The sequence below is a fragment of the Paenibacillus sp. sgz302148 genome, from assembly GCF_056120465.1.
This window is the reverse complement of the sequence record NZ_JBVYOJ010000001.1, coordinates 685,576-699,737: the sequence shown is the minus strand read 5'-3', so window position 1 is coordinate 699,737 and position 14,162 is coordinate 685,576. Positions and strand designations below refer to the sequence as shown.

General features: G+C 54.7%; 11 protein-coding genes and 1 pseudogene. 11 read left to right on the top strand and 1 reads right to left on the bottom strand.

The features are described 5' to 3' along the window. The first annotated feature begins 99 nt into the window (after window positions 1–99). From iolB to AC0LWM_RS03115, 11 genes and pseudogenes are all read left to right on the top strand, one after another. The gene (gene iolB, locus AC0LWM_RS03165) at window positions 100–933 is read left to right on the top strand and encodes a 5-deoxy-glucuronate isomerase (RefSeq protein ID WP_474673437.1); all 834 of its coding nucleotides are present in this window, start codon (window positions 100–102) and stop codon (window positions 931–933) included. Further along, entirely contained in the window at window positions 930–1,931 is a 1,002-nt protein-coding gene (gene iolC / locus AC0LWM_RS03160) for a 5-dehydro-2-deoxygluconokinase (RefSeq protein WP_474673436.1), read from the top strand. The genes iolB and iolC overlap by 4 nt, the downstream gene beginning before the upstream one ends. Window positions 1,932–1,945: 14 nt before the next feature. Then, complete coding sequence (locus tag AC0LWM_RS03155; RefSeq protein WP_474673435.1) at window positions 1,946–3,400, top strand: CoA-acylating methylmalonate-semialdehyde dehydrogenase; 1,455 nt, start codon at window positions 1,946–1,948, stop codon at window positions 3,398–3,400. A 207-nt stretch (window positions 3,401–3,607) separates the two neighbouring features. Next, window positions 3,608–5,341, top strand: a complete 1,734-nt coding sequence (locus AC0LWM_RS03150; protein WP_474673434.1) for a putative 2-aminoethylphosphonate ABC transporter permease subunit — start codon at window positions 3,608–3,610, stop codon at window positions 5,339–5,341. A 3-nt stretch (window positions 5,342–5,344) separates the two neighbouring features. After that, the gene (locus tag AC0LWM_RS03145; RefSeq protein WP_474673433.1) at window positions 5,345–6,127 is read left to right on the top strand and encodes a DeoR/GlpR family DNA-binding transcription regulator; all 783 of its coding nucleotides are present in this window, start codon (window positions 5,345–5,347) and stop codon (window positions 6,125–6,127) included. Between the two features lie 184 nt (window positions 6,128–6,311). After that, window positions 6,312–7,409 carry a putative 2-aminoethylphosphonate ABC transporter substrate-binding protein gene (locus AC0LWM_RS03140; protein WP_474673432.1) on the top strand — a complete coding sequence of 366 codons (1,098 nt, stop codon included), beginning with the start codon at window positions 6,312–6,314 and terminating at the stop codon, window positions 7,407–7,409. 11 nt (window positions 7,410–7,420) lie between these two features. Continuing rightward, a pseudogene (locus tag AC0LWM_RS03135) lies at window positions 7,421–8,263 on the top strand (ABC transporter ATP-binding protein); the annotation flags it as partial. 900 nt (window positions 8,264–9,163) lie between these two features. Continuing rightward, window positions 9,164–11,314, top strand: a complete 2,151-nt coding sequence (locus AC0LWM_RS03130; RefSeq protein WP_474673431.1) for a DNA topoisomerase III — start codon at window positions 9,164–9,166, stop codon at window positions 11,312–11,314. 44 nt (window positions 11,315–11,358) lie between these two features. Next, the gene (locus AC0LWM_RS03125) at window positions 11,359–11,760 is read left to right on the top strand and encodes a DeoR/GlpR family DNA-binding transcription regulator (protein ID WP_474673430.1); all 402 of its coding nucleotides are present in this window, start codon (window positions 11,359–11,361) and stop codon (window positions 11,758–11,760) included. A gap of 41 nt (window positions 11,761–11,801) precedes the next feature. Next, window positions 11,802–12,368, top strand: coding sequence for a Uma2 family endonuclease (locus tag AC0LWM_RS03120; protein ID WP_474673429.1), 567 nt, complete (start codon window positions 11,802–11,804; stop codon window positions 12,366–12,368). 176 nt (window positions 12,369–12,544) lie between these two features. Beyond that, window positions 12,545–13,267, top strand: coding sequence for an aspartate/glutamate racemase family protein (locus AC0LWM_RS03115; RefSeq protein WP_474673428.1), 723 nt, complete (start codon window positions 12,545–12,547; stop codon window positions 13,265–13,267). A gap of 22 nt (window positions 13,268–13,289) precedes the next feature. Here the strand turns inward: AC0LWM_RS03115 and AC0LWM_RS03110 are convergent, their stop codons facing one another. Beyond that, window positions 13,290–14,036, bottom strand: coding sequence for a YheC/YheD family protein (locus AC0LWM_RS03110; protein ID WP_474673427.1), 747 nt, complete (start codon window positions 14,034–14,036; stop codon window positions 13,290–13,292). Window positions 14,037–14,162: the final 126 nt, after the last annotated feature.

Below are 14,162 nucleotides of genomic sequence, written 5' to 3'. Positions count from 1 at the left end.
CGAGCAGGCTGCGCAAATGAAAACGAGAAGCCCCTTCCGGGAACGGAAGGCGGCATGGGACATGGGAGACTGGAAACTGGAATCTGGAGGGAAACCGAGATGTCGAAGCTAATTGTACCCAGCCGGTTGGAGCCAGCCGAAGACGGGAACCTGCTGAAGATTACGCCTGAATCGGCGGGCTGGCGGTATGTTGCGTTCGCCGTTTATAAACTGGAAGCAGGACAATCATGGAAACAAGAGACAGGCGAGTCGGAGCTGTGCATCGTGCTGCTGAGCGGGAAAGCCGACATACGCACGGCTAAGGAGACGTTTGCCGATGTCGGAAGTCGCATGAGTATTTTTGAACAAATTCCGCCTTATAGCGTATACGTTCCTTCGGGCGACGTTGCGAAAGTGACGGCGAAGACGGGGTTGGAGTTTGCCGTCTGCTCGGCCCCGGGCAAAGGGACGTATGCGGCGAGATTGATTTCGCCGGGCGAAGTCGGCGTCGAAACGCGCGGTTACGGCAGCATGGAGCGGTATATTCACAATATTTTGCCGGAAAACGAGCCGGCGGACAGCCTGCTTGTCGTCGAAGTGTTCACGCCAGGCGGCCATTGGTCGAGTTACCCGCCGCATAAGCATGATCAAGACGATTTGCCGCGCGAATCGTATCTGGAGGAGACGTATTATCATCGGGTCAATCCGGGACGCGGTTTTGCCGTACAGCGGGTATATACCGACGACAGATCGCTTGACGAGACGTTGACCGTTCGGGACGGCGACGCGGTCCTCGTACCGCGCGGCTATCATCCGGTTTCCGCGGCTCCCGGCTACGATCTCTATTATTTGAACGTCATGGCCGGACCGACGCGGACCTGGAAGTTCCATAACGACCCGGATCACGAAAGGTTGATGCTCCGTAAGGCTGCCGGAGAGGGGGACGCCTCATGAATCCGATCGTTTTCGAAGCCGAACGTTCCCTTGATTTAATCGCGCTCGGCAGGTTATGCATCGATTTGAACGCGAACGAGATCAACCGGCCGCTGGAGGAAACGTTGACGTTCACGAAATACGTCGGCGGCTCTCCCGCGAATATCGCCATAGCGGCGGCCAGACTCGGCTTGCGCGCCGGTTTTATCGGCCGCGTAGCGGATGACGCGTTCGGACGATTCATTGTCCAGTATTTGCAAAAAGAACGGATCAATACGGAGAGCGTGATCGTCGACCGCTCCGGAAGCGTCACGGGGCTTGCGATTACGGAGATCAAATCACCGACCGACTGCAGCATCCTTATGTACCGGGACAATGTCGCCGATCTGAAATTGGAACCCGGCGATATTCGCGAAGAGTATATCGGGCAGGCGAAAGCGATTCTTATATCGGGAACGGCGCTTGCGCAAAGCCCGTCAAGGGAAGCGGTATTCGTCACTCTCGACTATGCGAGAAAGCATAATGTCGTTGTCGTGTTCGATGTCGATTACCGGCCGTATACTTGGAAATCGCGGGAGGAAGCGGGCATCTATTGCAAGCTGGTCGCCGAAAAAAGCGACGTGATCATCGCCGGCCGCGAGGAGTTCGACGTGATCGAGGCCGTTTCCGGCCCGCTGCGCAATGACGATTGGTACACGGCGGAATCGTGGTTTCGCTGCCACGCGAAGCTGGTGCTGGTGAAGCACGGCTCGCGCGGATCGATCGCCTTCACGAGCGACGGCAAAATGTCGAGGTCGGGCACGTTCCCGGCCGACGTCGTCAAAACGTTCGGAGCGGGAGATTCGTTCGCGGGAGCGTTCCTGTACGGGCTGCTGCAAGGGTGGAGCGTCGAGCGCTGCCAGGAGTTCGGCAGCGCGTCGGCTTCGATCGTCGTGTCGAGCCACAGCTGCTCCGACGCCATGCCGACCGTACAACAAATCGAAGACAAAATCAGATCGTGCGAAAATATACCGCGCTAATGGAGGGACTTGCAATGACAGCGGAAATACAGCAACTACAAAACTACATTGGCGGCCGCTTTGTGGACGCGACTTCGGGCCGGATGGACGACGTACCGAATCCGGCGACGGGCGAAATTATAGCCCGCGTACCGTTATCGTCGCGCACCGACCTGGATGCAGCAGTGGCTTCGGCCAAAGAGGCATTCCGGTCTTGGAGCCAAGTTGCGGTACCTCGCCGGGCCCGCATCATGTTTAAATACCAACAGCTTCTCGTGGACAACTGGAAGCAGCTTGCCGAACTGATCACGATCGAAAACGGCAAGAGCTACGGCGAGGCATACGGCGAAGTACAGCGCGGCATCGAATGCGTCGAATTTGCTGCCGGAGCGCCAACGCTGATGATGGGCAATATGCTTCCCGACATCGCCACCGGCATCGAATCCGGCATGTACCGGTACCCGATCGGCGTCGTCGGCGGCATTACGCCGTTTAATTTCCCGATGATGGTGCCTTGCTGGATGTTCCCGCTGGCAATCGCTTGCGGCAATACGTTCGTGCTCAAGCCGTCGGAACGGACGCCGCTGCTCGCGAACCGTCTGGCCGAGCTGCTGACGGAGGCAGGATTGCCTGCCGGCGTATTCAATATCGTCCACGGCGCCCACGACGTGGTGAACGGGCTGCTCGAGCATCCGGACGTTGTGGCGATTTCGTTCGTCGGCTCGCAGCCGGTTGCCGAGTACGTGTACAAGCAAGCCGCAGCATACGGCAAACGGGTGCAAGCACTCGGTGGCGCCAAAAACCACTCGATCGTCATGCCGGATGCAAACCTTGACCTCGTCGTCAAAGAGGTCATCAACGCCGCGTTCGGTTCGGCCGGCGAGCGGTGCATGGCTTGCTCGGTCGTCGTGACGGTCGGCGACGTGGCGGACCGGCTGGTCGAGCGTTTGACCGAAGCGGCCCGTCAATTGTCGGTCGGCAATGGCCTCACGGACGGCGTGTTCCTCGGGCCGGTCATCCGCGACTCGCACCGCCAGCGGACGGCCGATTATATCGGCAAAGGCGAAGCGGAAGGCGCCAGTCTCATCCTGGACGGCCGGGAGCATGAAGCTTCGAAGGGCGACGGCTACTTCATCGGGCCGACGATCTTCGACCATGCGAAGCCGGGCATGACGATTTGGAACGACGAAATTTTCGCTCCGGTGCTGCAAATCGTCCGCGCCGAAACCTTGGCCGAAGCGATCGACATCGCCAACCGGTCGGATTTCGCCAACGGCAGCTGCATCTATACGGACAGCGCCAAGGCGATCCGCCAATTCCGCGAAACGATCGATGCGGGCATGCTCGGCGTGAATGTCGGCGTTCCGGCACCGATGGCGTTTTTCCCTTTTTCCGGCTACAAAAAATCGTTTTACGGCGATTTGCACGCCAACGGACGCGACGGTGTCGAATTTTATACGCGCAAAAAAATGGTTGTCGCTCGTTATTGATTATTGATGTACGGATAGAACTGGTAAACACAATCATCTCGACCCTTTGCCCCGTTTTTGCGGACGGCAAAGGGTTTTTTGTTTTCATTGGAAACACACGTAAATCCACGGCAATACATGGAATTTACTTAATCTTAATGTGTGTTTGATATGAAATTTACAATGCGCTGATAAATTGAAGCTATGAACGAAGAAGGGAAGAATGGGATGAACAAGGCGGAAATGGCTAGAAGCCGCGGCATTTGGGCGCGGGGCGGCGGCGACGTGCTGCTGTTAAAAGGGTTGATCGGCTTAATGATCGTCCTGCTCGCGGTGATGATTGTTTTGCCGTTGTATACGTTGTTTGAAAAATCTTTTTTTGATGAGGCGGGCCGGTTTGTCGGATTCGCGAACTTCGCCAAATATTTCTCCACGCCGTCCTTGCTGCAATCGATGCAGCATACGGTTTTTGTGTCGGTATCGACGACGGTTTTGTCCGTCGTACTGGCTTTACTGTTCGCTTTTGGCATACACCGTACGCAAATTCGCGGGAAAGCGTTCCTGAAGGGCGTCGCCATGCTTCCTTTATTTGCTCCGACGATGATGTATGGCATCGCGCTCGTCTATTTGTTCGGCAATCAAGGGCTTGTCACGACCGGGGTATTCGGGTGGCTGGAGCGGGGACTGGATATACATGTGTACGGCCCGGTCGGCATCGTTATCTCCGAGGTCGTGTATACCTTTCCTCATGTATTCGTGATGATCTCGGCTGCCTTTGCAATGGCGGACAACCGGTTGTATGAAGCGGCGGAGACACTCGGCTCGGGAAGCTGGCGCAAATTCGTGACGGTGACGCTGCCGAACGTGAAATACGGTTTGATCGGCGCGGCATTCGTCGCTTTTACGCTGAGCTTTACCGATTTCGGCGCGCCGGGCGTTATCGGCGGGCAGTACAACGTGCTGGCGACGGATATATACAAATATATTTTCGGTCAAGCGAATATGACGATGGGGGCGACCGTAGGGTTGCTGCTTACGATCCCGGCGATCATTTCTTTCGCGGTCGACCGGATCGTATCCCGCAAGCAGACGTCGTCGCTCAGCTCCAAATCGACGCCATACCGCATTCAGCCGAACCGGAAACGGGATGCTGCTTATGGGGTATTCAACTATACGGTGGCGATTGCTATCTTGATGCTGCTCGGCACGGTTGTGTTCGCAACGTTCGTGAAGTATTGGCCTTATAATCTGAGTTTGTCTTTGGTTCACTACGATTTCAGCAAATCGGCGGCCGGCAGCTATGGTCCCTTGTGGAACAGCTTGATCGTAGCGGCTTTATCGGCGGCGTTGGGTACAGCCGTAACGTTTGGATGCGCTTATTTGATCGAGAAGACGAAACATTTTCCGGCGCTCCGGCATATCGGCTATTTCCTTGCTTTGCTCCCGACGGCGCTGCCGGGGGTTGTGATCGGACTGGCTTATATTTTTTTCTTCAACAATCCGAACAATCCGCTTCATGGCATTTACGGAACGGCGGCGATTCTTGTGCTGGCGAATGTCGTTCATTTTTTCTCCGTTGCGTTCATGACGGCGACGACGTCGCTGAAGAAGCTGGACAAAGAAATCGAGCTTGTGTCGGAGGCGATGGCCGTCCCGGCGCTGCGCACGTTTTGGCGGGTGACGGCGCCGATTTGTTCGCCCGCGATTTTGGAAATCGCCGCTTATTATTTCGTGAATTCGATGGTAACGATCTCGGCGGTCGTATTTCTGTACGCACCCGATCTGAAGCTCGCTTCGGTGAGCATCGTCAACATGGACGATGCGGGAGACGTCGCCGCGGCCGCTGCGATGTCAGTGCTCGTACTGCTGGTAAATTTGGCTTTTCATACGGTGTACGGTTTCGCCGCCAAGACGGTTCGCCGTCGTACGGACCGCTGGAGCCGCCGAACGGAGGAGGAATAAACGATGTCGCTTAGTTCTTTTGAACGGAAGCAATATATTTTGAACCTGATTAATTTGGAAGGCAAAGTGCGGAGCGATGAGCTGGTTGAAAAGCTGCAAGTGTCGTTCGAGACGGTGCGGCGCACAATGGAAGAGCTGGAGAAAGAGCAGAAGCTGAAGCGGGTATACGGCGGGGCCGTCAAAATTACGCTCGACCGCGAACCGGAATACGAAAAGCGGGAGTATATGTTCGTGCAGGAGAAGCGGAAAATCGGCCGCGAGGCGGCGGCGCTCGTGCAGGATAACGACGTCATCATGATCGACGACGGGACAACGCCTTTGCAGCTCATTCATTATTTAATGGGCAAAAAAAACGTCACCGTGATCACGCAAGGGTTTCCGGCGCTGCGGCTGCTCCGGGACTATAAGCTTCGAGGCTTGTTCGAAGGCGATATTGTTTTTCTCGGGGGAGCATACGACGTGAAAAACGATCGGGTAACGGGAGTGCTGTCGGAGCGAATGCTGGACAACTTCCATGTCAACAAGGCGTTTATATCGATCGACGGCATCCAGCTGCGCAAAGGCATTACCGGATTTCATGCGGAACGGGGCAATCTCGCGCGTAAAATGATGGAGCATTCCGAGCAAAGCATCATCATGACGGACAGCTCCAAAATCGGTGTCGTCACCATGTACAAGATCGCTGACCTGCGAGAGGTGGACATCATTATAAGCGACGTCGCGGCGCCGGCGGAATGGTTGGAGGAATTGAACGAATCCGACACGGCGTGGATTCATGCGGAGTAAAACCAATTTTGGCGATAAGGACAACACACAAAAACACAACATAACATAAACAACACATAACCTTTACTTGCGTTTTATATTGATTTTACAAAAAGGCGTTATATTGGATTCATCGGCAACGGGGCAGCGCATGCGGGTAGATTGCCGAAAAATGATGGTTATAGCGAAAGGATGTTCTTGATCGATGAAAAAAACGTTCAAATGGATGACGATTTTATTGCTGTGTGCCGGTCTGACTGCCGGCTGCGCGAGCGGAGGGGCCAAATCGGACGAGCAGGGGCAGGCGGATAACGGTTCCGGCTCAAGCGCGGAATCGTCCGGATCTTCCGAACTTACTGTATACACCGCGCTCGAGGATGATCAAATTCAAACGTATTTGGAGTCGTACCGCAAGCAATATCCGGACGTCAAAATCAATATCGTCCGCGATTCCACGGGCGTCATTACGGCCAAGCTGATCGCCGAAAAAGACAATCCGCAAGCCGACGTCGTATGGGGACTTGCCGCGACAAGCCTACTCGTGCTGAAGGACAAAGGCATGCTGGAAGCGTTTGAGCCTCAAGGGGCTGAGAAAGTATCACCGGAATTTAAGGACACGACTTCGCCGCCTACGTGGGTTGGCATCGACGCTTGGGAAACGGCGATCGTCGTCAATACGAAAGAAATGGAAAAGCGCAACCTGCCGATTCCGCAGTCTTATGCGGATCTGATCAAGCCGGAATATAAAGGGCTGCTGGCGATGCCGCATCCTGCGTCTTCCGGTACGGGATATTTGACCGTCAACGCCTTCCTGCAGCTGATGGGCGAGGAGCAAGGCTGGGCTTATATGGATAAACTGCACGAGAACATGGCAGTTTATACGCATTCGGGATCGAAGCCGGCCAAGATGGCGGGAACGGGCGAGGTGCCGATTGGTCTTTCCTTCGGCTACCGCGGCATTCAAGAGAAGCAGAAAGGCGCTCCGGTTGAGGTCGTGTTCCCGAAAGAAGGATCGGGCTGGGATGTTGAAGCGAATGCACTGATGAAAAAACCGGACATCAAACCGGAAGCGAAAACGTTTCTTGATTGGGCGATTTCGGCGGACGTCATGAAGGAATACAACAAAAATTATGCCATTATCAGCATCAAAAACGAAGGCGCCGGCATTCCGGAAGGCTACTCCCAAGATCCGCTCAAGCAACTGATCAAAAACGACTTGAACAAGGCGGCTTTGAATCGCGAAGCGACGCTGGAACAATGGGATAAGAATTACGGCAGCAAAGCGGAACCAAAACAACAATGACAGGTGATCTCATGAGCAACGGTTATTTAACGCTTCGCGGCATTTCCAAGCGGTACGGCAAGCAAACGGCGCTGAACGGCATCGATCTCGATATTCGTAAAAATGAATTCGTCTGCCTGCTCGGGCCGAGCGGCTGCGGCAAATCGACGCTGCTGCGCATCATCGCCGGCCTCGAAAAAAACGATACCGGGCAAATGCTGCTTGGAGGACGCGATTTGACGCCGCTGCCGCCGGCGAAACGCAACTTCGGCATGATGTTTCAATCGTACGCGCTGTTCCCGAACATGTCTGCGGCGGAAAATATCGCTTACGGATTAAAAGGACGCATGCCGAAGCGGGATATCGAGGGCAAGGTGAGCGAGCTGCTCGGCATGATGGATCTGCAGGCCGCCCGCGACAAGCTGCCTTCGCAAATGTCGGGCGGTCAGCAGCAGCGGGTCGCGCTGGCCAGGGCGCTGGCGTTATCGCCGGATTGCCTGCTGCTCGACGAACCGCTGTCGGCGCTGGACGCCAAAGTGCGTGCGAAGCTGCGCCGGGAAATCCGCCAGCTGCATGAGCGGTTCGGCATGACGACGATCATGGTGACGCACGATCAGGAGGAGGCGCTGACGATGGCCGACCGGATCGTGGTCATGAACCATGCGCAGATCGTGCAGGTGGGCACGCCGCAGGATGTGTACGAGCGGCCGAACAGCCCGTTCGTCGCCGACTTCATCGGCGCGGTCAGCTTTGTGCCGGAGGTGCCCGTCGGCGGCGGCGATCCCGCTGCGGCGGGCGGGCACGGCGCGGTGCCGGGGCTGCTGGCGATCCGCCCGGAGCATGTCCTCGTGCTCGGCGCGGAAGCGCCCGCGGCCGTGCCAGCCGCACACGGCGCAGGTGCCGCGGCTGACGCGGAGCAAGCCGGCGGCGGCATGCGCGCGGCCGAGGGCGCGTCGCATGTAGGGTGCGACGCAGACGCGGCGTTGGAAGCGCGCGGCGCAGTGCGCACAGCAAGCGCAAGCACGGCGGCCGCCGACACGGCTTATGCCGCGCGGCCTTCCGCAGCCGCGCTTGCGACGCGCGAGCCGGAGCCGGCCGCGCCCGGTGAAGACGCGGCTCGGCCGAATCGAGGCATCGTTGCCGTCGTGCGCGATATGGAGTACCGCGGCTCGTTTTACCGCATCGTGCTGGACCCGTCCAGTGATGCCGGCGCCGCCGAAGGGCAATCGACGATTACCGTCGACTTGCCCTCTCCAACGGCAGAACGGCTCAAGCTCCGCAAAAACGACAAGCTCGCACTCGAGCTGCCGCCGGAACGCGTCATCCGCTTCGTATCGGACGAGGAAGCATCGGCTTAATACATTTAAAAAGCAATCAACACCACAATGCTGTGATGTTGATTGTTTTTTTATCTCTGCAGGTCGTTCGTCTGAGCACGGAGGGAATCTCTTTACCAATAACGGGAAAACATGCAGTTATTTTAATCGAACTCGTTCGTTATCGCGTAATTAACTGGAAAACATGTATTTATTTTTGTCGTGAACGGCGATTTTGGCGAATTCGGACAAATTTATATACATATTTTCCAGTTATTCATTATCCAAACCTTTACCCCTCTCGAATTATATGCATGTTTTCCAGTTATTCCTCAATCGTAGTACGAAGTCGCTGCCTACAGGTCTTTATGGTGAATGGCGAATGGCGTTCCGCGAATTGACAATCCGCCACCGATATCGGATAATGCAGGCAAAGCTTAGCTATAGAAGGAGAATGTCATGAAATCGCTTGTACTTGCCGAAAAGCCGAGCGTGGCCAAAGAAATTGCGCGCGTGCTCGGATGCACGAACAAACAGAAGCAATATTACGAAGGGCCGAAGATGGTCGTTACGTGGGCGCTCGGCCATTTGGTCGAACTCGCGGAGCCCGAGGACTACGATAACAAATATAAAACATGGAATCTCGACGACCTGCCGATGCTGCCTCAGAAAATGAACCTGAAGGTGATGCGCGAGACGTCGCATCAATTCAAGGCGGTAGCCCAGCTGTGCAAGCGCAACGACATCGGTGAAATCATTATCGCTACCGACGCCGGGCGCGAGGGAGAGCTCGTCGCCCGCTGGATCATGGAGCTGGTGCACTGGCGCAAGCCGTTCAAGCGGCTCTGGATTTCGTCGCAGACCGACCAGGCAATCCGCGAAGGGTTCGCGAACTTGAAGCCGGGACGGCAGTACGACGCGTTATATGCGTCGGCGGTATGCCGCGCCGAAGCGGACTGGCTGATCGGCCTCAACGTGACGAGGGCGCTCACGACGAAGTTCAACGCCCAGCTGTCCGCCGGACGGGTTCAGACGCCGACGCTGGCGATGATCATGCAGCGCGAAAATGAAATTAACCGGTTCCAGCCTGTTCCTTATTGGCGGGTAACGGCAGACTTTGGCTCGTTCCAAGCAGTGTGGCGCCGCGACGAAAAGCATGACGGCCGCGCGTATGAGCGCAGTCAGGCGGAAGCGGTGGCAGCCAAGATCAAGGGAGCGAAGGCAACCGTAACGAAGCTGCAAACGGCGGAAAAAAACGAGCCCCAGCCGCTGGCTTATGATCTGACGGAGCTGCAGCGAGATGCGAATAAACGGCTCGGCTTCTCAGCGAAACGGACGTCCTCCGTCCTTCAGCGCTTGTACGAACAGCATAAGCTGGTCACTTACCCGCGCACCGACTCCCGTTATTTGAGCGCGGATATCGTACCGACCCTCAAAGGCCGGCTGGAACGGATCGCGTTCGGTTCCTACGCGCCGTTCGTGAAAAAGGTGCTGGCCAAGCCGCTCAACGTAACAAAACGTTTAGTCGACGACAGCAAGGTAACCGATCATCACGCGATTATCCCGACCGATCAGCACGTGCGCATCGCCGACTTGACCGACGAAGAACGGAAGCTGTACGATTTGATCGTTCGGCGTTTTATCGCCGTGTTTTACCCGGTTTACCGGTACGACGAAACGAGCGTTGTGTTGGAGGCGGCCGGGGAATCGTTTTATGCCAAAGGAAAAATCGTTCGCGACGCCGGGTGGAAGGCGCTGTACGATTCGGCCGTTCCGCAGGGCAGCAGCGATGACGACGACGATTCGGAAAGCGCTGACCGAGACGACCGCGAAACGTCGTCCCAACGTCTGCCGGAGCTGACGAAAGGCCAGCAGCTGCCGATCGCCCGCAGCCGCGTGACCGATCATGCGACACAGCCGCCGGGGCGGTATACCGAATCTTCGCTGCTCGGGCAGATGGAGAAGTTTTCACTCGGAACTCCGGCCACTCGCGCCGATATTATCGAGAAGCTGCTTTCCTCCGAAACGATCGAGCGAAGGCAAAACAAGCTGTATCCGACCGGCAAAGGCAAGCAGCTGATCGAGCTCGTCGCTGCCGACTTGCGTTCGCCGGAATTGACCGCGAAGTGGGAACAAGAGCTTGAACGAATCGCCAAAGGCAGCGGAGACGCGAAGAAGTTCATGGAAGGCATTCGCAGCCAGACGGTGCGGCTCGTCGAGGAGGTCAAGCGCAGCGGCGCCAGCTACAAGCATCATAATATAACGCATTCCAAATGCAAGGAGTGCGGCAAGCCGATGCTCGAAGTGAACGGCAAACGCGGCAAAATGCTCGTCTGCTCCGACCGCGAATGCGGCTACCGCCATGCGACGGAAGCGCCGAAGGTCAATCGCCGCTGTCCGCAATGCCATAAGAAGATGGAGCTGCATGAGGGCAAAGCCGGCAAGTACGTGCAATGCCGCTCATGTAACGTTGTCGAACAGTTAGGCGAGGGAAGCGGCCGAGTCAATAAGCGTGAGCAAGCGAAGCTAATTCGGCAATACTCCGACGATGCGCCGCTCACCAACAGTTTGGCTGATGCGCTTAAAGCGGCAATGGAGAAGAAGGAATAGCGGCTTTCATATCTACCATCCTAAGTGAATGTGATGTAAAAACGGTGATTGTCTTGCCTGATTTGGCGAGCATTCGCCGTTTTTTAATCGGAGGACGGGTGAAGCCATCGGGTAACATAACGGACGTGATTGCGAATGAATTTGTCCGTCAGTTCAAATTCGATATCAGCTTCGTAACCGGCGGAGGCATTTCTGAAAACGGAATTTACGTAGCTACCCCGGAAGTAGCGGCATTCGGGAGGGCCATCATGGCTGTTTCCAGGCGCAGCATTGGCATGATAACTCGTCAAGCGCTCGGCAATGATGGTTTTGCCAAAGTCGAATCGACTCGGGACTTGGATTTGCTTATCACAGATTGGGATGCCGACCCGGAGGCTGTGGAGCGGATACGGAATTTAGGAGTTCAGGTGATTGTCGCCGCGATGGAGGAAATTCGTGAAAAATGATGATATAATTAGAAAGCAAAAACAGAAGGAGGCCGAATGTCATGTCAAATCCGGATGAGAAGAAAATCCATACCTATCAGGATTGGCTGACTTGGGATGGATCTTGGGAATTACTTAATGGAAGAGCTTATAATATGTCTCCGGCTCCGACCTCTTTGCATCAACTTATTGTAGGAGAGCTTCATTTCGCCTTGCGGGCGTTTTTTCAGAATCAGAGCTGTTTCGTGTTTGTTGCTCCGTTTGATGTTTTTTTTAGCGAAAGCGGAAATTTTGAGGCGCCCGATCATGTCGTGCAACCCGACCTTTCAGTCGTTTGCTCGAAGGAACAGATTTCCAGGGACGGCTGTCAAGGTGCACCGACCGTCATCATTGAAGTGCTGTCGCCATCCACCGCATTGAAGGATTTTAATGAAAAATTTAACCTATACCAGAAATATGGAGTACAGGAATATTGGATTGTCGACCCCGGCAATCGAACGGTTCATGTGTATGCGCTGCAGGATGGCAGTTACCAGGTACGACATTTGTTTACGGAGCAGGAAACGATCCGATCCGTTATATTTAATGATTTGCAGGTGCCCATGAACAGGCTGTTCGGTCTTGAATAAGGCCTTTGCAAAATGATAACCCACGGCTGCTCATTGGAGCAGCCGTGGGTTTTTTTTCTAGCAGCAAAACAAACATATCACCCCTATCAAATGCCGTCGAGCTCCTGTCATCAATTTAATATGTTATGTAGAGAGATGACGATCAAGATGCAGGATGAGAGAGTGGTGGAGCCCGGGTGAAGGATTTGATAGGAATTGTAGGCGGCATGGGTTCGCACGCGGCGGTGTCCCTGTTTCGGCAGCTCATCAGCACGTCTCCCGCAACAAAAGATCAAGAATATATGGAAATGCTTATTCATAACAATACTCGCATTCCTGATCGGACGGAAGGAATCGTCCATCATGGCGAAGATCCGCTTCCCGAATTACTAAGATCCGTAAAATTGCTGGAGAGCTGCGGAGCTACGACGATCGTTCTCGCTTGCATAACCGCTCATTATTATAGCGATCAACTCGAACAATCGTTAAACAAAGCGAAAATTTTTCATATCATTCGAGAAACCGCCGAGTATACTTGCAGCATGTATCCTTCTATCAAAAAAGTAGGAATTCTCGCTACCGAAGGCACATTGAAATCAGGGCTTTGGAACAAGGAATTCGATAAACGGCGGATCCATGCGATCGTGCTTCCCGATCGGTATCAGAGAGACTGTTTCGACGACGCAATCTACGGCGCCCAAGGGATTAAAGCCGGGTATCAGGACGACCATCTGAAACAACGTTTGCTTGAAGGTTGCGATAAATTATTCGATATGGGCGCAGAAGCGATTATTGGCGCATGCTCGGAGCTGCCTTTGTTAATTTCCAAGGCGGACCTGCATCTGCCGTACATCGATTCGATCCAGGTAGCCGTAGAGAAATTAATTGACCGGTATTATAACAAAAGCAATGTAAAGTAAAAAAGACCCGGATGAGCAGGTCTTAATCATGTAGTCGCTTCAACTGCATGATTCTGTTGTACATACGTTTGTTGCCCAGCTCGACGAATGGAGTAACGGCCGGACTGGTGTTGACCTCCAGAATCCAAGGCCACATCTTGTTGCTTATCGCAATGTCAACGCCGAGCTCACGGACTCTGGGGTATACGCGACGGAGCTGTTTACCGATGTCCTGACACATACGGAATAACGAGCCCACATATCGATGGATTTCGGATTCGCTCATATAAGAACGCAATAACACTTTTGCCGGGAGACATTTTCCTCCCTGGCTTCGGTTCGTCACAATCGAACGGGGCGGAGCAACTCGGCCGACAATACCCGTAACTTCCCAATTGTCTTCCTCATTGAGCTGCACCATGATGCGAAAATCAAACGAACGGCCGTGATACCGGAGCATCCGGATCCCTTTCTGGACCAGATACGTTTTCCCTCGAGTCTTCTTGCGGACCGATAAGTACAAGGAATGAGCGCTTTTGTATTTTGCCGAAGACTTTCCTTTTCGAAGCTCGTACCTCGTTCCTTTTTGTTTCGCCCGCATGATGCCTCTTCCCTTTAAGCCGTTGTCGGGCTTCAGATAGACCATCTCATATCGGGCCAACATTTCCTTCAGCGTATCGCTGCTGAAGCGCTTCGTCCGGGGGATATGGGGAACGAGCCGATCGTGATCCAGCAGAACCCGGGTTTTTGCGAGCTTGCTTCTAATATGTTTCTTATCGGATACTTCCAAGCACCATCACTTCCCATGTCAAGGTGAGCAGCTGACCGAGGTGCGCCGCGAATTCCGCGGCGTCATACAGTATACGAAAATATACCGGAAACCGACTGGGTTTATCGGCGCATATTTCGGCCAACC

Coding starts and splice junctions, on each gene's coding strand:
- iolB (WP_474673437.1), top strand. CDS start 100: ATGTCGAAGCTAATTGTACCCAGCCGGTTGGAGCCAGCCGAAGACGGG.
- iolC (WP_474673436.1), top strand. CDS start 930: ATGAATCCGATCGTTTTCGAAGCCGAACGTTCCCTTGATTTAATCGCG.
- AC0LWM_RS03155 (WP_474673435.1), top strand. CDS start 1,946: ATGACAGCGGAAATACAGCAACTACAAAACTACATTGGCGGCCGCTTT.
- AC0LWM_RS03150 (WP_474673434.1), top strand. CDS start 3,608: ATGAACAAGGCGGAAATGGCTAGAAGCCGCGGCATTTGGGCGCGGGGC.
- AC0LWM_RS03145 (WP_474673433.1), top strand. CDS start 5,345: ATGTCGCTTAGTTCTTTTGAACGGAAGCAATATATTTTGAACCTGATT.
- AC0LWM_RS03140 (WP_474673432.1), top strand. CDS start 6,312: ATGAAAAAAACGTTCAAATGGATGACGATTTTATTGCTGTGTGCCGGT.
- AC0LWM_RS03130 (WP_474673431.1), top strand. CDS start 9,164: ATGAAATCGCTTGTACTTGCCGAAAAGCCGAGCGTGGCCAAAGAAATT.
- AC0LWM_RS03120 (WP_474673429.1), top strand. CDS start 11,802: ATGTCAAATCCGGATGAGAAGAAAATCCATACCTATCAGGATTGGCTG.